The following is a 19,738-nucleotide window of genomic DNA, read 5'->3' as shown; positions in this document are numbered from 1 at the left end:
CTCGCGCCTCCTTTTAGTTTTCCTCGGTGACCTGGAGCAGGTAGCCGATGTGGGCGATCTTGCCGCGGGTGGCCTCGTTGTCAGGCTGCACGGTGGTATCGCCGATCTTGCGGAGGCCCAGGGCCTCGGCGGTCGCCTTGTGCTTGGCGATCCGGCCGTTCAGGCTCTTGACCAGCTTGATATTCAAATTAGCCATTGTAAAAGCCCTCCTTAACCCACGATCTCTTCCACGCTCTTGCCGCGGATACGGGCGACCTCTTCAGGGCTGCGCAGAGCCTTCAGGCCCTCAAAGGCAGCGGAGACCACGTTCTGCGGATTGTTGGAGCGCAGGCACTTGGTGCGGATGTCCTTGATGCCGATGGCTTCCATCACGGCACGGACGGGACCGCCGGCGATCACGCCGGTACCGGGGGCAGCGGGCTTCATCAGCACGCGGCCGGCGCCGAACTCGCCGATCACCTCGTGGGGGATGGTGGTGCCGGACAGGGTCACGGTGATCATATTCTTCTTGGCGTCCTCGATGCCCTTGCGGATGGCCTCGGGCACCTCGGCGGCCTTGCCCAGGCCAAAGCCCACGCGGCCCTTCTCGTCGCCCACGACCATGAGGGCGGAGAACTTATTCACACGACCGCCCTTGACGGTCTTGGATACGCGGTTCAGATAGACCAGCTTCTCAACGAACTCGCTGGGCTCTCTCTCAAATCTAGCCATTTGTGTCTCCTCCTCTCTTAGAACTGCAGGCCGCCCTCGCGGGCGCCCTCGGCCAGAGCCTTCACGCGGCCGTGATACACATAGCCGCCGCGGTCGAAGACCACATTCTCAATGCCCTTGGCCTTGGCACGCTCAGCCACATTCATGCCAACCTGCTTGGCGGCATCGGACTTGGTGCCTTCCACGTTGAAGTCCTTCTCCAGGGAGGAAGCAGAGACCAGGGTCACGCCGTTGACATCGTCGATGATCTGGGCGTAGATGTTGGTCGCACTGCGGAACACATTCAAACGGGGACGCTCGGGCGTGCCGGAAATCTTCGCACGCACACGCTTATGACGCTTGATGCGCTGGGAACGAGTATCGGGTCTGTTGATCATAATGGCACACCTCCTTCTTACTTCTTGGCGCCGGTCTTACCAGCCTTGCGGCGGATGACCTCGTCAGTATACTTGATGCCCTTGCCCTTATAAGGCTCGGGGGGACGCTTCTCCCGCACTTCGGCGGCGAACTGACCCACCTGCTGCTTGTCGCAGCCCAGGATCACGATCTTGTTGGCGCTGGGGACCTCGATGGAGATACCGGGGACCTCCTCCACGATGACCTGGTGGGAGAAGCCCAGGTTCATCACCAGCTTGTTGCCCTCCTTGGCCACACGATAGCCAACGCCGTTCACGTCCAGCTCCTTCTTGAAGCCCTCGGTGACGCCCACGACCATGTTGTGGATCAGGGTGCGGGTCAGGCCGTGCAGGGCACGGTTCTCCTTGGCGTCGTTGGGACGGGTCACATGCAGCACGCCGTCCTCCACGGCGATGGCCATGTTGGGGTTGAACTGCTGCGTCAGGGTGCCCTTGGGGCCCTTCACGGTGACCACGTTGTTGTCCTCTACCTTAATTTCCACGCCGGCGGGGACGGTGATAGGCGCTCTACCAATTCTGCTCATTCCTATACCCTCCTTACCAGACAAATGCCAGGACTTCGCCGCCGACATGGGCCTGACGGGCCTTCTTGTCGGTCATGACGCCCTTGGAAGTGGACACGATGGCGATACCCAGGCCACGCAGGACCTTGGGCAGCTCCTCAGCGCCGGCATACACACGCAGGCCGGGCTTGGAGACGCGGCGCAGACCGGAGATGACCTTCTCCTTGCCGGGGCCGTACTTCAGGGTCACGCGGATAACGCCCTGAGTCCCGTCGTCGATCAGCTGGAAGTTCTTGATATAGCCCTCATCCAGCAGGATCTGCGCAATGGACTTCTTCATGTTGGACGCAGGAACGTCCACGGTGTCATGCTTGGCGTTGTTCGCGTTGCGGATACGGGTCAGCATATCCGCAATGGGATCGGTGATTTGCATGAGTTTTACCTCCTCTTGTAGTTTACCGGCCCGGAAATAGACCGGTACAGGCGGCAAGGTATCGGGAATTAGGTGCTTTCCCGACCTGTTGGCCGTCTTTGCACCTGGTTGGGGCAGGTGCGATATCAAAAACCGCAAAGCGGAATTTGAACAAAAGAACTGCTTGTCTCTTTTCACACGGACGGGGCGCGGCTTACGCGCCGGTCTCCGGCACAGAATCATATTTAATCAAAGAAAGGAGACAAAGCCGCCCGACACACACGGAAGCGTGGCCGGACCGGGGATTTCTGCGCACTCACGGCAGCGTGGAGAGATGTTCTTCATGCCCCCCGGCGCAAAATCGATTTATTATACCCCATAAAAAAGGAAAAAGCAAGGCCTTTTCGGCCTCGCACACACGAACGCGTGGAAAGATTATTCCTGGAAGGGATCTGAAAGACCCCTTCCAGGAATACAGCACTTACCAGGAAGCCTTCTTCACGCCGGGGATCTGGCCCTTATAGGCCAGCTCGCGGAAGCAGATACGGCAGATGCCGTAGTTGCGCAGATAGGCGTGGGGACGGCCGCACAGCTTGCAGCGGTTGTAGCGGCGGCTGGAGAACTTGGGCTCAGCCTGCTGCTTCAGGATCATAGACTTTTTCGCCATAACTCATTCTCCTCCTTAGCGGCCGGCAAAGGGAGCGCCGATCTGCTTGAGCAGCTCACGGGCCTCCTCGTCGGTCTGGGCGGTGGTGCACATCACGATGTCCATGCCGCGGATCTTGTCGATCTTGTCGTACTCGATCTCGGGGAAGATCAGCTGCTCCTTGATGCCCAGGGCATAGTTGCCGCGGCCATCGAAGGAGTCGGCGGAAATGCCGCGGAAATCGCGGACGCGGGGCAGGGCCACGTTGAACAGGCGGTCCAGGAACTCCCACATCTTGTTGCCGCGCAGGGTGACCTTCGCACCGATGGGCATGCCCTCACGGAGCTTGAAGTTAGCCACGGACTTCTTGGCGTGGGTGATCACGGCCTTCTGGCCGGTGATGGTGGTCAGGTCGCTGACCACGGCGTCCAGCACCTTGGCGTTCTCACGGGCCTCGCTGCAGCCGACGTTGATCACGATCTTCTCCAGGCGGGGGATCTGCATGGTGGACTTATAGCCGAACTTCTGCATCAGAGCAGGAGCGACCTCGTCCTGATACAGCTTCTTCAGGTTGGGCGTGTTAGCCATTTCGATTCACTCCTCCTCTCTCAGATCTCAGCGCCGCACTTCTTGCAGACGCTGACCTTCTTGCCATCGGCCAGCAGCTTGTGAGCGGGCCGGGTGGGCTTGTTGCACTTGGGGCAGACGCGCTGCACCTTGCAGGCGTACAGGGGGGCTTCCTTCTGGATGATGCCGCCCTGGTCGCCCTGACGGCGGGGCTTGGTGTGCCGGGAGACCATGTTGATCTTCTCCACCACGACCTTGCGCTCCTTGGGCATGACCTCCAGGACCTTGCCCTGCTTGCCCTTCTCCTTACCGGAGAGGACGACGACCACGTCGTCCTTCTTGATGTTCATCTTGATCATGTTTCATTGCCCTCCCTTACAGCACTTCGGGAGCCAGGGACAGGATCTTCATATAATCCTTGTCGCGCAGCTCGCGGGCGACGGGCCCAAAGATACGGGTGCCGCGGGGGTTCTTGTCCTCCTTGATGAGGACGGCGGCGTTGTCGTCGAACCGGACATAGGAGCCGTCCGCGCGGCGCACACCCCGAGAGGTGCGGACGATAACGGCCTTGACGACCTCGCCCTTCTTCACAGTGCCGCCGGGCTGAGCCTTGCGCACAGAAGCCACAACAACATCGCCGATGTTGCCGAACTTGCGCTTGGAGCCGCCCAGAACACGGATGGTCTTGATCTCCTTGGCGCCGGTGTTGTCGGCAACCTTCAGATAGCTTTCCTGCTGAATCATACCGACACCTCCTTACTTCGCCTTCTCGATGATCTCAACCACGCGCCACCGCTTGTCCTTGGACAGGGGGCGGGTCTCCATGACCTTGACGCGGTCGCCCACGCCACACTGGTTGAGCTCGTCATGAGCCTTCAGCTTATAGGTTCTCTTCACGATCTTCTTGTACAGAGGATGGGCCACGCGGTCGGCGATGGCGACCACAACGGTCTTGTCCATCTTGTCCGAAACCACCAGGCCGACTCTGGTCTTGCGAGAAGAAGTTCTGTTTTCCATTGTCTAGTCCTCCTCTTAGCGGCCGGCGAGCTGCTGCTCGCGGATGATGGTTTTGACCCGGGCGATGTCCTTCTTGACCTCAGCGATGCGGATGGGGTTATCCAGCTGGTTGGTGGCGTGCTGGAGGCGCAGGTTGAACAGGTCCTTCTTCAGGTCCTGCAGCTTGGTCTGAAGCTCTTCGCCAGACATCTTACGAACTTCGTTAGCCTTCATTACGCTTCACCACCCTTCTCGGTCTCTTCACGCTGAACGATCTTGCACTTGACGGGCAGCTTGTGGCTGGCCAGTCGCAGAGCCTCGCGGGCGACCTCTTCGGAGACGCCGGCGATCTCAAACATCACACGGCCGGGCTTGACCACGGCCACCCAGTACTCGGGGGAGCCCTTACCGGAACCCATGCGGGTCTCGGCAGGCTTCTCGGTCACGGGCTTATCGGGGAAGATCTTGATCCAGACCTTACCGCCACGCTTGGTGTAACGGGTCATGGCGATACGGGCGGCCTCGATCTGGTTGCTGGTGATCCAGGCGGGCTCGGTAGCCTGCAGGCCGAACTCACCGTAGGTCACGGTGTTGCCGCGGCTGGCCTTGCCCTTCATGCGTCCACGGTGGACGCGGCGATACTTTACGCGCTTAGGCAGCAGCATTACTGAGCGCCTCCTTCCTTAGGGGTATTGGCCTGACCGGCGGGGCGGGGGCCACGGTTGTTGTTATAGCCCTGACCGGCGGGGCGGGGGCCGCGGTTGAAGCCGCCCTCACGGCGGTCGCGGTTAAAGCCACCCTGACGGCGGTCGCCATCGCGGCGGTCGCGGCGGGGACGGCGCTCCTGATAGGGCTTGCTGGTGTCCAGGGTGCGGGGGGTGGTGCGCAGGGCCTGAGTCAGGACCTCGCCCTTGTAGATCCACACCTTCACGCCGATGCGGCCGTAGGTGGTAGCGGCCTCGGCGAAGCCATAGTCGATGTCGGCACGCAGGGTCTGCAGGGGGATGGTGCCGTCGTGATAGTGCTCGGTGCGGGCGATCTCAGCGCCGCCCAGACGGCCGCCGCAGGAGACCTTGATGCCCTTGGCACCGGCGCGCATGGCCCGGCCCATGGAGTTCTTCATGGCGCGGCGGAAACCGATGCGCTTCTCCAGCTGCTGGGCGATGTTCTCGGCCACCAGCTGAGCGTTGGTATCGGTGTCGCGGACCTCAACGATCTTCAGGTCCACGGGCTTGCCGGTCAGCTTGACCAGCTGAGCCTCCACCTTCTTGATGTCCTCGCCGCCCTTGCCGATGACCACGCCGGGACGGGCGCAGTGCAGGTAAACGCGGACCTTGGCGTTGTCCCGCTCGATCTCGATCTTGGGGATGCCAGCGCCGTAGAGGGTCTTCTTCAGATAGTCACGGATCTTCTTGTCCTCGACCAGCAGATCGCCCACCTTTTCGTTGGCGGCGTACCAGCGGGAGTCCCAATCCTTGATGACACCCACGCGAAGGCCGTGGGGATTAACTTTCTGTCCCATATTGTTCCTCCTCCCTTAGCGCTCGCTCACGGCGATGGTGACATGAGAAGTGCGCTTGTTGATGCGGTACGCACGACCCTGGGCCCGGGGCATGATGCGCTTGATGATGGGGCCGGGGTTGGCGTAACAGGTGCTGACATACAGCTTCTCAGGGTCCATCTGGTGATTGTTCTCCGCATTGGCGGCGGCGCTCTTCAGCAGCTTGAGCACGGGCTCAGAGGCGGCCTTGGGGGTCTGCAGCAGGATGGCGGTAGCAGTACCCACATCCTTGCCCCGGATCAGATCCAGGACGATCTTCACCTTACGGGGAGAGATCCGCAGATACTTCAGATTTGCAACAGCTTCCATCGTCTCTCTCCTCCTTACTTACCGGTCTTGCTGCCCGCGTGACCCTTGAAGGTGCGGGTGGGCACGAACTCGCCCAGCTTGTGACCGACCATGTCCTCGGTGACATAGACGGGCACGTGCTTGCGGCCATCGTGCACAGCAAAGGTGTGTCCAACGAAGGAGGGGAAGATGGTGGAGGCGCGGCTCCAAGTCTTCAGGACCTTCTTCTCATTCTTGGCGTTCATCTCATCGACCCGCTTCAGCAGCTCGGGGGCGCAAAAGGGGCCTTTCTTAATGCTTCTGCTCATCGTGTTGCCTCCTTATTTGCTATTGCGGCGCTTGACGATGAACTTATCGGTGCGGTTCTTCGTCTTGCGGGTCTTGTAACCCAGGGCGGGCTTGCCCCAGGGGGTGACAGGGCCGGGACGGCCGACAGGGCTCTTGCCCTCGCCGCCGCCGTGGGGGTGGTCATTGGGGTTCATGACGGAACCACGCACGGTGGGACGCCAGCCCATGTGGCGCTTGCGGCCGGCCTTACCCAGCTGGATGTTGGCCCAGTCGGTGTTGCCCACCTGGCCGATGGTGGCCTTGCAGTTCTCGCGGATATAGCGGACCTCGCCGGAGGGCAGACGGACCTGAGCCATGCCGTTCTCCTTGGCCATCAGCTGAGCGGCCACGCCGGCGGCGCGGACCAGCTGAGCGCCCTTGCCGGGGTACAGCTCGATGTTGTGGATCATCTCGCCCACAGGAATGTTGGCGATGGGCAGACAGTTGCCGGGCAGGATATCGGCATCGGCGCCGGTCATGATGATGTGACCGGCCTTCAGGCCGTTGGGAGCCAGGATATAGCGGCGCTCGCCGTCCTCATACTCGATCAGGGCAATGTTGGCGGAGCGGTTGGGGTCATACTGCAGATTGACCACAGTGGCCTTGCCGTCCTTGTCGCGCTTGAAGTCGATGACGCGGTACTTCTGCCGGTTGCCGCCGCCGTGGTGGCGGACGGTGATGCGGCCATAGCTGTTGCGGCCGGCGTGCTTCTTCAGCACCTCAGTCAGGCTGCGCTCGGGCTTGGCCTTCTTGTCGATCCCCTCGAAGGCGGACACAGTCATGTGACGGCGGGAGGGGGTTGTGGGCTTATAAGTCTTAATAGCCATTTCTCAATTCCTCCTTACACCATACCCTCGAAGAACTCGATGGTCTTGGAATCGGCGGTCAGGGTGACCATAGCCTTCTTCCAGTTGGCACGGCGGCCAGCGGGGCGGTTGCCCATGCGCTTGGCCTTGCCCTGCATGTTCAGGGTGTTCACCTTGGCGACCTTCACGCCGAAGATCTCCTCGATGGCCTTGGCGATCTCGATCTTGTTGGCGGTCTTGGCCACCTCGAAGGTGTAGCGCTTCATCTCAGTCTGCTCCATGGACTGCTCGGTGATGATGGGGCGCTTGATGATATCATAAGCAGTGGTAGCCATTACGCATACACCTCCTCGATGATCGCCAGAGCGGCCTTGTCGATGACCAGCTGCTTGGCGTTGACAATGTCATAGACGCTGAGGATCTTGGCGGTGGTGGTGACCACGCCGGGGATGTTCCGGGCGGACTTGACCACAATGTCGTTGACCTCAGGGGTGATGACAACAGCCTTGGTAACGCCGGCGGCGTCCAGGAACTGCTTGACGGGCTTGGTCTTGATGGCGTCCAGCTTCAGCTCGTCCACCACCACGATGGCGCCCTCGGCAGCCTTGGCAGACAGAGCGGACTTCAGCGCCAGGCGCTTCACCTTCTTATTCAGGGTGTAGCTGTAGTCGCGGGGCTTGGGGGCAAACACGATGCCGCCGTGGGTCCACTGGGGAGCACGGGTAGAGCCCTGACGGGCGTGACCGGTGCCCTTCTGACGCCAGGGCTTCTTGCCGCCGCCGGAAACCTCGGCGCGGGTCAGAGCACTCTGGGTGCCCTGACGGCAGTTGGCCAGGTGGTTCTTGACCACCTCGTGGACCACGACCTGGTTGGGCTCGATCCCGAACACAGCCTCGGAGAGCTCGATCTCGCCGACCTGCTGACCGGCCATGTTGAACACGTTCGCTTTAGGCATGACTCAATCTCTCCTTTCCTTACTTGTTGCGGGCGGAAGCCTTCTGCGGGTTGACGCGGGCAGAGGCCTTCTGCGGGTTGTTGCTGATGCCGGCGGCACCCTTCTTCTCGGCGTTGTGCTTGACGGTGTTCTTCACGAAGACCACGCCGCCCTTGGGGCCGGGGATGGCACCGCGCACGGCGATGAGGCCCAGCTCGGTGTCCACCTTGACCACGTCCAGGTTCAGGACGGTGACCTGCTCGTTGCCCATCTGGCCAGCGCCGATCTTGCCCTTGAAGATGCGGGCGGGGTCAGTGCCGGAACCCATGGAGCCGGCGTGACGGTGCACAGGGCCGGTACCGTGGGTCTCCTTCAGGCGGCTGGCACCGTGGCGCTTGATGACACCCTGGTAGCCGTGGCCCTTGCTGATGCCGGTCACGTCCACAAAGTCGCCGGCGGCGAACACGTCAGCGTTCAGCTTGTCGCCGACCTCGTACTTGCTGCAATCCTCCAGAGGGAACTCCTTCAGGACCTTCTGGAACTCCTCGATGCCGGCCTTCTTCTGGTGGCCCAGCTCGGGCTTGGTGAGCTTGCGCTCGGGGACGGTCTCGTAACCCAGCTGAATGGCGTTGTAGCCATCCTTCTCGGCGGTCTTCTTCTGCACCACGGTGCAGGGGCCGGCCTGGATCAGGGTGACGGGCACCACGCGGCCGGTCTCATCGAAGATCTGGGTCATGCCGATCTTTTTGCCGATGATCGCTTTCTGCATTTGGATTTCCTCCTTGATAAGGTTATTGGTCGGTCGAGTTGGTCATCCCTTCCCATTGGGCTGGGAGGGAGCCATTGCTCGGACGACTTGACCCGCCCGTCTCAAAACGCGACGGGCAGCGGGTTCAACGAATTTGTTACACGGACGCTGCCGTGTGCCACTTTTTGAGAAGTCTTAACTGAAATTACAGTTTAATTTCAATCTCCACGCCGGCGGGCAGCTCCAGGGACATCAGAGCCTCCACAGTCTTGGGGGAGGGCTTCACAACGTCGATGAGGCGCTTGTGGGTACGGCGCTCAAACTGCTCGCGGCTGTCCTTGTACTTGTGGACGGCGCGCAGGATGGTGACGACTTCCTTCTTGGTGGGCAGGGGAATGGGGCCGGAGACGGTAGCGCCGGTGCGCTTGGCGGTCTCCACGATCTTCTCAGCGCTCTGGTCGATGAGCTGGTGATCATAGGCCTTCAGGCGAATGCGGATCATTTCTTTCTGAGCTGCCATTTGGGTGTTTCCTCCTTAAATCATACGAAGTTGACTTTGTCTTGCTGTCGCGCTCCGTACGGTGAGAGCTTCGTCCACGTTACCGTGCGTATCACTCCCGGGCACGAAAAAACCGGCGCATAGCAGGCCGGTCCTCTCCCTGCCGGGGCGATATACGCCGTGGCACGGATCTCTCAGCCGCCCGATCATACGGACATACTCCGCAGAAGTTACCTCATCTCTGAGCAATCTCCTGCATCATCGCAGACTGTGCCCTTACAGGCACCTCGTTATGATACAACAACATCCCCGTGTGTGTCAAGCACATTTTTTCAAAAAAACAGCATTTTTCCCGGAATCGGCGCTTCGTTCCCTTTTCCCAGGAAAAACTGCCCTCCCTTTGTCGAAAAAGTCTCCTCCCGGACAAAAAGAGCGCGCGCCCCCCTGCGGGGACGCGCGCTCGTGGGTCTTTCTTCCGCTCAGGACCCGCTGCTGGAGGACCCGGCGGTGCCGGTGCTGGCACTGCCGTCGGCGGAGGAGCTGCTATCCTCGGCGGTCTTGGCATCCATCACGGCCTGGATCTCGTTCTTGGCTCCCAGGGTCAGGGACTGGGCCTTCTCCCAGAAGGCCTGGGGGTCGATCTGGTCATAGACCTCGTTGGTCTTCACGCCATACTCCTCCAGCCACTGGTTGCTCTGCTGCTCCATCTTGTCGCCGATGAGCTGGCTGCGGAACTGGTCTAAGTCCAGGGGCAGGCGCAGGATGATGTGATAGCCATAGTCGCTCTCCACCACGTCGCTGATCTCGCCCTCCTTCAGGGCCAGGGCGGCCTGCTCAAACTCGGGGACCATGGCCCCCTTGCTGGTGGTATAGCCGTCGGGGTTGGCAGCCAGGCCGGTGTCCTCGCTGTTCTCGTTCATCAGCTGGTCAAACAGGGCGACGGGGTCGTCCGAGGCCCGCAGCTGCTGCAGCAGCTCGTCGGCCTTGGCCTTCTTCTGGGCGATGGTCTCGTCGTCCAGGGGGGCATAGCCGGTGGTGCCGTCGTCGTTGGTCACAGTCTTGGACATGTCCTTGGTCAGCAGCAGGATGTGCTTGGCCCGGTAATAGCCCAGCTCGTCCTCGGCATAGGTCTTTACCTCCGCATCGGTGGGGTAGCCCTGGGTACCCTCGCCGAAATACTCGTCCTGGAGCAGCTGGCTGGCCTCCCCGGCCTGATACATCTTCTGATACAGGGCGGGGGTGAGCATCTGCATCCAGAAGTAGTGGTCCTTCAGCGTCTCGCTGCCCAGCTGCTGGGTGATGCTGGCTTCGTCGTCCTTCAGGCCGTCGATGGTCTCCTGGGGCACGCTCAGCCCCTCTTTCGCCGCCAGCTCGGGCAGCAGGCGATAGAAGCTGGCCAGCTGCATGGCCGTTTTCAGCAGGGCCTGGGCGGTGGTGGTGCCGTCCTCGCTGGTCTCGTCCCAGCGCATGTCGGAGATGCCATAGGCGCTGTACTGCTGCTTGGTATAGTTGATGTTATAGTTCAGCCAATACAGCAGACTGTCCGCCGTCACTTCATAGTCGCCCACCGTGCCCACCACGGTGTCCCCGGCAATGCCGGCGGTGGCCAGATAGGGATCGGTGACGTCTGTCAGGTCCATGGCCTGCACGTCAGAGGAACTGTCGCCGGAGCTGCTCTGGCTGCCGGAGCCGTCCGCCCCCTTGGAGCAGCCGGTGAGAAGGGACGCACCCAGGGTCAGGGCCAGGGCGGCGGATAAAAGCCGTTTTTTGATGCTCATGGTATTTGTGTTCCTTTCCAGCGGTAAAATCCTTCCGCTTTCAAACGCAGATGGTTTTTTTATCATAGCACAAAGGGGAGTTGGGAACAAGAGGTTTCCCGCACCCCGGGCGGACACAGAGGTCCGCCCCTACGGTGTCCATCGTGACCCGGCGTAGGGGCGGATGTCCTCATCCGCCCGAACAATGGCCCAGCGGGTAACGTCGGGCCGCTGGGGACAGCGGCCCCTACAGGCGTTTTCCATCCCATCATGTAGGGGCGGCTATTAGCCGCCCGCGGTAAACAGACGGTCATCGTCCGGGCGGATGATATCCGCCCCTACGGGTCTCCCCCCGCAAAAATCACCCTTCTTCCAGCTGCGCCGCATAGTCGGTCACCAGGGCCCGGGCGGCCCGCAGGGCATCCTCTCCCTTTTTCAGGCGCAGGGACAGATAGGGCTTCTCCCCGGCGGAGAACAGCAGCCGCCCCTTATACTTCTCCCCCCCGCACAGCTGGGACACCGGGCGCAGGTCGAATTCCGGGATGGCCAGCAGCAGGGAGCCATTTTTCTGGTCGATGTCGGTGATGCCCGCCTGTGCGGCCTCGGCCCGCAGCAGGGCCACGGAGATCAGGTTGTTTACCGTCCGGGGCGGCTCGCCATAGCGGTCGATCAGCTCATCCACCAGGTCGTCTGCATCCTGTTCCGTGCGCAGGGCGGCGATGCGGCGGTACAGGTCCATGCGCTGCTCCTGGGCGGGGACATACCGGTCCGGGATGGATGCGGCCACCGTCAGGTTGGCGGCGCAGTCCGTCCGCTTGGGCACGGGCTGGCCCTGCTGGGTCAGCACCGCCTCCTCCAGCAGCTTTAAATACATGTCATAGCCCACGCTGAGCATAAAGCCCGACTGCTCCGGCCCCAGCACGTTGCCCGCCCCCCGGATCTCCAGGTCCCGCATGGCGATCTTAAAGCCGGAGCCGAACTCGGCAAACTCCCGGATGGCCTCCAGCCGTTTGGCGGAGTTCTCTGACAGGGCCTTGCCCTTGCGGTAGGTGAGATAGGCGAAGGCCCGGCGGTTGGACCGGCCCACCCGGCCCCGGATCTGGTGGAGCTGGGCCAGTCCCAAATGATCCGCATCCTCGATGATCAGGGTGTTGGCGTTGGGCAGGTCGATGCCCGTCTCGATGATGGTGGTGCACACCAGTACGTTCAGCTCCCCGTCGGTCATGCGGCTCATCACGTCGTCAATGGCCTCCTGGGCCATCTTCCCGTGGGCCACGCCCACGGCGGCCTGTTCCCCCAGCAGCTGCTGGATGCGGGTCGCGGTGCGGTCGATGGTGTCCACCCGGTTGTGCAGATAATATACCTGGCCGCCCCGTTCCAGCTCCCGGCGCATGGCATCCCCCAGCACCCCCCAGTCATGCTCCAGCACATAGGTCTGCACCGGCTGGCGGTCGGCGGGGGGCTCCTCCAGGGTGGACATGTCCCGGATGCCCGACAGGGCCATGTTCAGCGTCCGGGGGATGGGGGTGGCCGACAGGGTCAGCACATCCACCTGACGGAAGTTCTCCTTCAGCTTCTCCTTGTGCTGCACGCCGAAGCGCTGCTCCTCGTCCACCACCAGCAGCCCCAGGTCCTTGAACTTCACGTCCTTGTTGAACAGCCGGTGGGTGCCGATGAGAATGTCCACTTCCCCGTTTTCCACCTTCCGCAGGGTCTCCTTCATCTGGGCGGGGGTGCGGAAGCGGGAGACCACGTCGATGTTCACCGGATACTTGACAAAGCGGCGCAGGGCGTTGAGATAGTGCTGCCGGGCCAGCACCGTTGTGGGCACCAGCACCGCCGCCTGCTTGCCGTCCAGCACGCACTTCATCATGGCCCGGAAGGCCACCTCCGTCTTGCCATAGCCCACGTCGCCGCACAGCAGCCGGTCCATGGGGGTGGGGCGCTCCATGTCCCGCTTGATCTCCCCGATGCACCGCAGCTGGTCGTCGGTCTCGGTGTATTCAAACTGCTCCTCAAATTCCCGCTGCCAGGGGGAGTCGGGGGAGAAGGCATAGCCCGGCTGGCGCTGCCGCTGGGCGTACAGGGCGATGAGCCCCTTGGCCAGGTCTTTTACCGCCTTGCGGGCCTTGCTCTTGGCCTTCTCCCAGTCGCCGCCCCCCAGGCGGGAGAGCTTCTTTGTCTCGTTGGCATCCTCTCCCCCGCCGATATACTTGCTGACCAGGTCCAGCTGGGTGGCGGGAACATAGAGCACGTCCGTCCCGGCGTAGGCGAGCTTCACATAGTCCCGCTCCACTCCGTCCACGGGCATCTTCACCATGCCCACGTAACGGCCCACGCCGTGGTGCTCGTGAACCACCAGGTCGCCGGGGGCCAGGTCGGCATAGGACTTCAGCTTCTGCCGGTTGGTGGCATCCCTCTGCCGCCGGGGCCGGCGCACCGCCGTACCGCCCCCCTCGGTGACCACCGCCAGCTGGATCTGGGGATATTCCATGCCGGCGGACAGGCCGCCCAGGGTGATGACGATCTCCCCCGCCTTCGGCAGGTCCTTTAGCTGAAATTCCACCGCGGCCTTCACCTTCTGCTCCCGCAGCAGGGTCTGCAGCTCTAAGGCCCGCTGCTCGCCCCCCGCCAGCACCAGGGAGCCGAAGCCGCTGTGCTGATAGTGGGCCAGGTCCTGCACCGCCGTCTCCAGGCTGGCCCCAAAGGAGGGCAGCTGCTTGGCCACAATGGACAGCAGGGTCCGGGGCGGGGCGGGGTAGGCGGAGGTGGTAAAGGCATCCAGATAGACCACCGCCCAGTCCTCCAGCAGGGCGCACAGCTGGCTGTAGCTGCGGAAGAGCTGGGCACAGCTGCCGTCCAGCTCCCCCCGCTCCATCAGGGTCTTGGCGTCCTCCTCCAGCTGCCACTGATAGGTCTTGGCCCGCTCGGCCACCCGGGCGCACTCGGAAAAGACCACGCAGGCGTCCCCGGGCAGAAAGTCCGCCGCCGTACAGAGCTTGGGGTAGATCAGGGGCAGATACCGGTCCATGGCGGGGAAAGACCGCCCCTGGGCGATGGCCTCCCGGTCCTGCTCCAGGGTTGCGGAGAGCTCCTTCTCCCCCTTCTGCAATGCCTTGGCCGCCAGCTTGCCCAGCTTCACCGCCAGACCCGCCCGGCCCCCGGGGGCCATCTGGGGCAGGGTCTCGGCGGCGGGCAGCAGCACCGCCCGGTCTAAGTTCTCCGTGCGCCGCTGGCTGTCCGGGTCGAACACCCCCATGGCATCCACCTCGTCCCCGAAGAACTCCGCCCGCACAGGCCGGTCCATCCCCGGGCTGAACACATCCAGGATGCCGCCCCGCAGGGCAAACTGCCCCGGGCCCTCCACCTGGTCGCACCGGGTATAGCCCGCCGCCGTCAGCGTCTCGGTCAGATCGTTCAGGTCATGGCTCTTGCCCTCCTCCAGGGTGACGCAGCAGCGCTCCAGCACCTCCGGCTCCATGGTCCGCTGCATCAGGCCCTCCACCGTGGCCACGGCCAGGGTGAGCTCCCCCGTGGACAGTCCCCGGAGCATGGCCAGCCGCCGCTGCTCCCACTGGCGGGACACGGTGGCCGCATTGTGGAAGGTGAAGGACCGGGGGGTGAGCATAGGTACGGGCTTGCCGGACAGGGCCGCCAGGTCCCGGGCCATCCGCTCCCCCTCGCTCTCGTCGGCACACACCACCACTACCGGCCGGCCCGTTTTCAGGGCCAGTCCTGCGGCGATGTGGGCCCGGTGGATGGCCGCCGCCCCGGACAGGGCCGCAGGGCACCGCCCGCCCTCCAGGGCGGTCAAAAGCTGTTGAAATTCAGGAAGCCGGCTCAAAGCCGCCGTCAGCAGCTGCATCTGCATAAACAGGACCTCTCTTGAAAAATTTGGAAGCAATGGGGTGAAAAATAGGTGAGTACTCAGCCTTCCCCTGGGGGAAGGTGGCACGGCGTTAGCCGTGACGGATGAGGGGAAGGCCATCGACATTTAGATGGTTCCCATCAGAACAGGTATAGCCTTCGCCCCGCAGGGGAGAAGGTGGCATGGCGCAGCACCCGCAAGGGGTACGCCGCATTCGTAAGGCAGCAAAGCTGCCAACGACTGCGCAGCCATGACGGATGAGGGGGACCACGGGGGTGCATACGTTATCGGCGGGCCGACGCGGAGGTCGGCCCCTACACCAGGTTACGATGGCTTTTGTAGGGGCGGACCTCTGTGTCCGCCCGTTCGATGACCACCGCACCCGCGATAGTCACCCTCATCCGGCCCTACGGGCCACCTTCCCCCTGGGAGGGGGAAGGCTATATCCGTCCCGACGCAACGGCTCAAAGCCCTTCGGCGTTCCCCTCATCCGCCCCGTTGGGGCACCTTCCCCCAGGGGAAGGCTTTTTTACCCGTTAAACCGGTTCATGCCCTTATCCAGCCCGTCGGCCAGGATGCACTCGATGGCATCGGCGGCCCGCTTGACGGCGGCATCCACCGTCTTTTTGTCCTCGCCCACGAACTTGCCCAGCACCCAGTCGGCCATGTCATAGTCGGGGTGGGGCTTTTCTCCCACGCCCACCCGCAGCCGGGGGAATTGGTCGGTGCCCAGGTGGAGGATGATGTTTTTCAGGCCGTTGTGCCCCCCGGCGGAGCCGCCCTTGCGGATGCGCAGACGGCCCAGGGCCAGGGCGGTGTCGTCAGAGACAACGAGCACGTGGTCGGGCTGGATCTTATAAAAGTCCGCCGCCTGGCGCACTGCCTCCCCGGACAGGTTCATATAGGTGATGGGCTTCATCACCAGGACCTTTTGGCCGGAGATGGTGAACAGGTTGGTCAGGGCCTTGAACTTCAGCTTCTGGATGGGGGCGTTCTGCCGCTCGCCGATCTCGTCGGCCACCATAAAGCCCACGTTGTGCCGGGTATTCTCATATTTATCCCCCGGGTTGCCCAAACAGACCAGCAGCCAGGCCACCCCGCCGGAATTTTTTCCAAACATAATGTTTCCTCGCTTTGATGGTTTTAAAATTTAGCCTTCCCCCTCCCAGGGGGCCGATTCCCCTTGTCAAGGGGAAATGTCCCGAAGGGACAAAAGGGATAGGGAAGGTGGCATGGCGCAGCCATGACGGATGAGGGTGAGTATCGATGGTGCGCCGGTCATCGCGGGCCGACACAGAGGTCGGCCCCTACAAGAGCCATCGTGACACGCCGTAGGGGCGGACCTCCGTGTCCGCCCGTCGAAAACGGATGCACCCCCGCAGGTCCCCCTCATCCGCCCCTTCGGGGCACCTTCCCCCCTGCGTAGGGAAGGCTTATCTCCTTTATGACAGTGCCACAAGGGGCGGGTAAAGCTACCCGCCCCTGTTGACCCTTTTCAGTTGTGCCCTATTACAGGAACAGGGGAGAGACGGAGGTCTCCATGTAGATGTGGCTGATGGCCTCGGCAAACAGGTGGGCCACAGAGATATACTTGATCTTGTCGCAGCGCTGGCCGTGGCGGGGCGGGATGGTATTCAGGAAGACCACCTCGTCCAGCACGCTGTCGTTGATGCGCTGGAGGGCGGGGCCGGACAGCACGCCGTGGGAGGCGCAGGCGGTCACGTCCTTGGCGTGGCCGATCTCCACCAGGGCCTTGGCGGCGTGGCACAGGGACCCGCCGGTGTCCACCATGTCGTCCAGGAGGATGACGTGCTTGCCCTCCACCTCGCCGATGATGTTCATCACCTCAGAGGAGTTGGCCTTCTGGCGGCGCTTGTCCACAATGGCCAGGGGCATGTTCAGCTTCTGGGCAAAGGCCCGGGCCCGGGCCACAGAGCCCACGTCGGGGGACACCACCATGGTGTCGTCGTGGCACTGGGCATACTTCTCGATGAAGTGGTCCACAAAGATGGGGGAGCCCAGCAGGTTGTCCACCGGGATGTCGAAGAAGCCCTGGATCTGGTTGGCGTGCAGGTCCATGGTCAGCACCCGGTCAGCGCCGGCGGTGGTGATCAGGTTGGCCACCAGCTTGGCAGAGATGGGGTCGCGGGGCTTGGTCTTCCGGTCCTGACGGGCATAGCCGAAATAAGGGATCACGGCGGTGATCCGTCCGGCGGAGGCCCGCTTCAGGGCATCGATCATAATAAGCAGCTCCATCAGCGAGTCGTTCACCGTGCCGGGCTTGCCGTCCTTCTCAAAGGAGCAGGTGGACTGGACCACAAAGACATCGGAGCCGCGCACCGTCTCATAGATCGAGGCGAAGTTCTCCCCGTCGGAGAAAGCCCCCACCTCGGAGTTGCCCAGAGGGATGCCCAGTTCCGTACAGATGTCTTTGGCCAGCTGCGGATTGGAATTTCCGGTAAAGACCTTAATATCCTTCCCGTGTGCGATCATGTTGTGTCCTCCCATTTCGTCGGCGCAGTCCGGTCCCGCTGCGGGCCGCGCCTCCTCTTGTTTTATTTTTTTGGTTCAGGGTGCCCGTTTCCGGGATACGGGGCCGCCCTCATTCCGCATTCGCCGCCCTCCGCCAGCCGGGACCGCCCGGCGTGTTTGGCGGCGCTGTCACATACATTATAGCATATTATCAGGGTTTTTTCCCCCTGACAAGACAAAAATTTTTAAACTGGGCCAGAAAGCACGATTTTTCCTGCAACATCGTCCGATTTTCAGGTCTTGTCCCGGCTCCCTCCCCCAAAAATCAGGCCGTCCCTGCCCCTGCAATGGGCACCACGCCCAGCCGCTTTCGCAGCTTGGCGGGGTGATAGATTCGGAACACCTCTAACCCGGCGCAGATGGTATCCACCAGGTCCACCAGCCACGCCTCCGGGGACCGGGGTAGCGCACCCCCCAGGGGCCACATGTGGGATAGGATGATGTTGCGCTCTTTGGGGCTCAGCTCCGTCAGCGTCTGGGCGTTTTGGGCCGCCGCCCTGGGGTGGTCAAAGCACTGCCAGCCCGGGTGGGCGCTCTTGTCCCTGGAGTCATACAGATACAGGTCGTGGAGCAGTCCGCCCCGGGCGGCGGCCCGGGCATCCAGATGGAGGAACCGGGCCCACCGATAGGACAGATAGGCCACAAACAGGGAGTGGTCCAGGGTGCTGATGGGCCCGTGGTGCTTCCACTGGCCCATGCTGCGCACCGTGTCGCTGCCCAGCAGCTCCTGGGTGGTGGTGACAAATTCTCGCATATAACGGTTCATAAAGTTTTCAACCTCTTGGGAAAAACGTACTCTCTCCGGCGGCGGTCAGCGGGTCTGACCGTCCCCCCGGATGAGGAATTTGAAGGTACACAGCTCTCGCAGGCCCAGGGGGCCCCGGGCGTGGAGCTTTTGGGTGGAGATGCCCATCTCGCAGCCCAGGCCGAACTCCCCCCCGTCGGTGAACCGGGTGGAGGCGTTCCAGTAGACCGCGGCGGAGTCCACCCAGGTCTGGAACAGGCGGGCGGCGGCGGCGTTTTCGGTGACGATGCAGTCGCTGTGGCCGGTGGAGTGCTGGGCGATGTGCGCGATGGCCTGTTCCACGTCATCCACCACGGCCACGGCCATCACATAGTCCAGAAACTCTGTGTCAAAGTCCCGCTCCCCCGCCCGCTCCCCGGGGATGATGGCGGCGGCAGTCCCGTCCAGGCGCAGCTGCACCGGGTGCAGGCCGGCGGCGGCCCGGTCCTCCACCATGCGCTTTTGGAACTTGGGCAAGAATTCCTTTGCAATGTCCCGGTGGACCAGACACACCTCGGCGGCGTTGCACACGCTGGGTCGGCTGCACTTGGCGTTCTCCAGGATATCCAGGGCCATAGTTTGATCGGCGTCCCTATCCACATAGATGTGGCAGATGCCCGTACCCGTCTCCAGCACGGGGACGGTGGCGTTGTCCACACAGGCCCGGATGAGCCCCGCACCCCCCCGGGGAATGAGCAGGTCCACCAGACCCCGGGCCTGCATCAGCTGGTTGGCGCTGTCCCGGCTGGTGTCCTCCACCAGCTGCAGGGCATCCCGGGGCAGGCCCGCCTGCTCCATACCCTGTTTCAGGGCGGACACGATGGCCTTGGCGGACCGGTGGGCCTCTTTTCCCCCCCGCAGCACGCAGGCAGACCCGGCCTTCAGGGCCAGGGCCGCCGCGTCAGAGGTGACGTTGGGCCGGCTCTCATAGATGATGGCGATGACCCCCATGGGCACGGCGGTCTTTTCGATCACCAGGCCGTTTGGCCGCTCCACCCGGGCCAGCACCTCCCCCACCGGGTCGGGGAGGGCGGCCACCTCCCGGATGCCCTGGGCCATGCCCCGGATGCGCTCCGGGGACAGGGCCAGCCGGTCCAGCATCACGTCGCTCACGGTGCCTCTGGCCTGCTCCAGGTCCTGGGCGTTGGCGGCCAGAATATCCTCCTGCTCCGCCTCCAGGGCATCGGCCATAGCCAGCAGGGCCCGGTCTTTCGTCTGGGTATCCGCCATAGCCATGGCATCCTTCGCCCCCCGGGCCCGCAGCAGCAGCTCCTGTGTGGTCATTGAGATCATCTCCTTAAATCTTACGGTGGCCCGTTAATGTCGAGCGGGTCTGTAGGGGCGGCTATTAGCCGCCCGCCGCTGGTGCGCCAGGTAACGCGG

The 19,738-nt window shown here is 62.8% G+C and carries 26 protein-coding genes; all 26 read right to left on the bottom strand.

What is annotated here, in order from left to right; translation table 11 throughout:
- Positions 1-13 precede the first annotated feature (13 nt).
- The gene (gene rpmD / locus H8S55_RS08730) at positions 14-196 is read right to left on the bottom strand and encodes a 50S ribosomal protein L30 (protein ID WP_118641835.1); all 183 of its coding nucleotides are present in this window, start codon (positions 194-196) and stop codon (positions 14-16) included.
- A gap of 14 nt (positions 197-210) precedes the next feature.
- On the bottom strand, positions 211-711 hold the full coding sequence (gene rpsE / locus H8S55_RS08725) for a 30S ribosomal protein S5 (RefSeq protein WP_087395871.1): 501 nt from the start codon (positions 709-711) through the stop codon (positions 211-213).
- Between the two features lie 17 nt (positions 712-728).
- Entirely contained in the window at positions 729-1,088 is a 360-nt protein-coding gene (gene rplR / locus H8S55_RS08720) for a 50S ribosomal protein L18 (RefSeq protein ID WP_147563685.1), read from the bottom strand.
- A 17-nt stretch (positions 1,089-1,105) separates the two neighbouring features.
- On the bottom strand, positions 1,106-1,651 hold the full coding sequence (gene rplF, locus H8S55_RS08715) for a 50S ribosomal protein L6 (protein ID WP_147563684.1): 546 nt from the start codon (positions 1,649-1,651) through the stop codon (positions 1,106-1,108).
- A 13-nt stretch (positions 1,652-1,664) separates the two neighbouring features.
- Positions 1,665-2,063, bottom strand: a complete 399-nt coding sequence (gene rpsH, locus H8S55_RS08710; RefSeq protein ID WP_147563683.1) for a 30S ribosomal protein S8 — start codon at positions 2,061-2,063, stop codon at positions 1,665-1,667.
- Between the two features lie 460 nt (positions 2,064-2,523).
- Positions 2,524-2,709: a type Z 30S ribosomal protein S14 gene (locus H8S55_RS08705; RefSeq protein WP_147563682.1), complete on the bottom strand. Its 186-nt coding sequence runs from the start codon at positions 2,707-2,709 to the stop codon at positions 2,524-2,526.
- A 15-nt stretch (positions 2,710-2,724) separates the two neighbouring features.
- Positions 2,725-3,276, bottom strand: coding sequence for a 50S ribosomal protein L5 (rplE, locus tag H8S55_RS08700; protein WP_186878649.1), 552 nt, complete (start codon positions 3,274-3,276; stop codon positions 2,725-2,727).
- A gap of 20 nt (positions 3,277-3,296) precedes the next feature.
- Positions 3,297-3,614, bottom strand: a complete 318-nt coding sequence (gene rplX, locus H8S55_RS08695) for a 50S ribosomal protein L24 (protein WP_186878648.1) — start codon at positions 3,612-3,614, stop codon at positions 3,297-3,299.
- A 16-nt stretch (positions 3,615-3,630) separates the two neighbouring features.
- The gene (gene rplN, locus H8S55_RS08690) at positions 3,631-3,999 is read right to left on the bottom strand and encodes a 50S ribosomal protein L14 (RefSeq protein ID WP_087395882.1); all 369 of its coding nucleotides are present in this window, start codon (positions 3,997-3,999) and stop codon (positions 3,631-3,633) included.
- A 12-nt stretch (positions 4,000-4,011) separates the two neighbouring features.
- On the bottom strand, positions 4,012-4,272 hold the full coding sequence (gene rpsQ / locus H8S55_RS08685) for a 30S ribosomal protein S17 (RefSeq protein WP_147563679.1): 261 nt from the start codon (positions 4,270-4,272) through the stop codon (positions 4,012-4,014).
- 15 nt (positions 4,273-4,287) lie between these two features.
- Positions 4,288-4,485 carry a 50S ribosomal protein L29 gene (rpmC, locus tag H8S55_RS08680; protein ID WP_147563678.1) on the bottom strand — a complete coding sequence of 66 codons (198 nt, stop codon included), beginning with the start codon at positions 4,483-4,485 and terminating at the stop codon, positions 4,288-4,290.
- Positions 4,485-4,916 (bottom strand): 50S ribosomal protein L16, encoded by a 432-nt coding sequence (rplP, locus tag H8S55_RS08675; RefSeq protein ID WP_147563677.1) that lies wholly within the window; start codon positions 4,914-4,916, stop codon positions 4,485-4,487. The genes rpmC and rplP overlap by 1 nt, the downstream gene beginning before the upstream one ends.
- Positions 4,916-5,773, bottom strand: a complete 858-nt coding sequence (rpsC, locus tag H8S55_RS08670; protein ID WP_147563676.1) for a 30S ribosomal protein S3 — start codon at positions 5,771-5,773, stop codon at positions 4,916-4,918. Before rpsC ends, rplP begins: the two co-directional genes overlap by 1 nt.
- 15 nt (positions 5,774-5,788) lie before the next feature.
- The gene (rplV, locus tag H8S55_RS08665; RefSeq protein ID WP_147563675.1) at positions 5,789-6,121 is read right to left on the bottom strand and encodes a 50S ribosomal protein L22; all 333 of its coding nucleotides are present in this window, start codon (positions 6,119-6,121) and stop codon (positions 5,789-5,791) included.
- A 14-nt stretch (positions 6,122-6,135) separates the two neighbouring features.
- Positions 6,136-6,408, bottom strand: a complete 273-nt coding sequence (gene rpsS / locus H8S55_RS08660) for a 30S ribosomal protein S19 (RefSeq protein WP_118641848.1) — start codon at positions 6,406-6,408, stop codon at positions 6,136-6,138.
- 12 nt (positions 6,409-6,420) lie between these two features.
- Positions 6,421-7,254, bottom strand: a complete 834-nt coding sequence (rplB, locus tag H8S55_RS08655) for a 50S ribosomal protein L2 (RefSeq protein ID WP_147563674.1) — start codon at positions 7,252-7,254, stop codon at positions 6,421-6,423.
- Between the two features lie 14 nt (positions 7,255-7,268).
- Complete coding sequence (gene rplW / locus H8S55_RS08650) at positions 7,269-7,568, bottom strand: 50S ribosomal protein L23 (RefSeq protein ID WP_147563673.1); 300 nt, start codon at positions 7,566-7,568, stop codon at positions 7,269-7,271.
- A complete protein-coding gene (rplD, locus tag H8S55_RS08645) occupies positions 7,568-8,188 on the bottom strand; it encodes a 50S ribosomal protein L4 (RefSeq protein ID WP_186878647.1) in 621 nt (206 codons plus the stop codon). Before rplD ends, rplW begins: the two co-directional genes overlap by 1 nt.
- Before the next feature lie 19 nt (positions 8,189-8,207).
- Complete coding sequence (gene rplC / locus H8S55_RS08640) at positions 8,208-8,936, bottom strand: 50S ribosomal protein L3 (RefSeq protein WP_147563671.1); 729 nt, start codon at positions 8,934-8,936, stop codon at positions 8,208-8,210.
- A 184-nt stretch (positions 8,937-9,120) separates the two neighbouring features.
- Complete coding sequence (gene rpsJ, locus H8S55_RS08635; RefSeq protein ID WP_008982635.1) at positions 9,121-9,435, bottom strand: 30S ribosomal protein S10; 315 nt, start codon at positions 9,433-9,435, stop codon at positions 9,121-9,123.
- Between the two features lie 458 nt (positions 9,436-9,893).
- Positions 9,894-11,192: a peptidylprolyl isomerase gene (locus H8S55_RS08630; protein ID WP_186878646.1), complete on the bottom strand. Its 1,299-nt coding sequence runs from the start codon at positions 11,190-11,192 to the stop codon at positions 9,894-9,896.
- A 340-nt stretch (positions 11,193-11,532) separates the two neighbouring features.
- Positions 11,533-15,036, bottom strand: a complete 3,504-nt coding sequence (gene mfd / locus H8S55_RS08625) for a transcription-repair coupling factor (RefSeq protein WP_186878696.1) — start codon at positions 15,034-15,036, stop codon at positions 11,533-11,535.
- A gap of 532 nt (positions 15,037-15,568) precedes the next feature.
- Positions 15,569-16,162, bottom strand: a complete 594-nt coding sequence (gene pth, locus H8S55_RS08620; protein ID WP_186878695.1) for an aminoacyl-tRNA hydrolase — start codon at positions 16,160-16,162, stop codon at positions 15,569-15,571.
- Between the two features lie 386 nt (positions 16,163-16,548).
- Positions 16,549-17,532, bottom strand: a complete 984-nt coding sequence (locus tag H8S55_RS08615) for a ribose-phosphate pyrophosphokinase (protein WP_147563442.1) — start codon at positions 17,530-17,532, stop codon at positions 16,549-16,551.
- Positions 17,533-17,836: 304 nt separating this feature from the next.
- Positions 17,837-18,337 (bottom strand): HD domain-containing protein, encoded by a 501-nt coding sequence (locus tag H8S55_RS08610; RefSeq protein WP_186878645.1) that lies wholly within the window; start codon positions 18,335-18,337, stop codon positions 17,837-17,839.
- A 45-nt stretch (positions 18,338-18,382) separates the two neighbouring features.
- Entirely contained in the window at positions 18,383-19,639 is a 1,257-nt protein-coding gene (locus H8S55_RS08605; protein WP_186878644.1) for a glutamate-5-semialdehyde dehydrogenase, read from the bottom strand.
- Between the last annotated feature and the right edge of the window lie 99 nt (positions 19,640-19,738).

It is taken from the genome of Flintibacter faecis (genome assembly GCF_014287875.1).
GTDB lineage: Bacteria > Bacillota > Clostridia > Oscillospirales > Oscillospiraceae > Lawsonibacter > Lawsonibacter faecis_A.
Note: the sequence above shows the minus strand (reverse complement) of the source record. Positions and strands in the feature narration are given on the sequence as shown.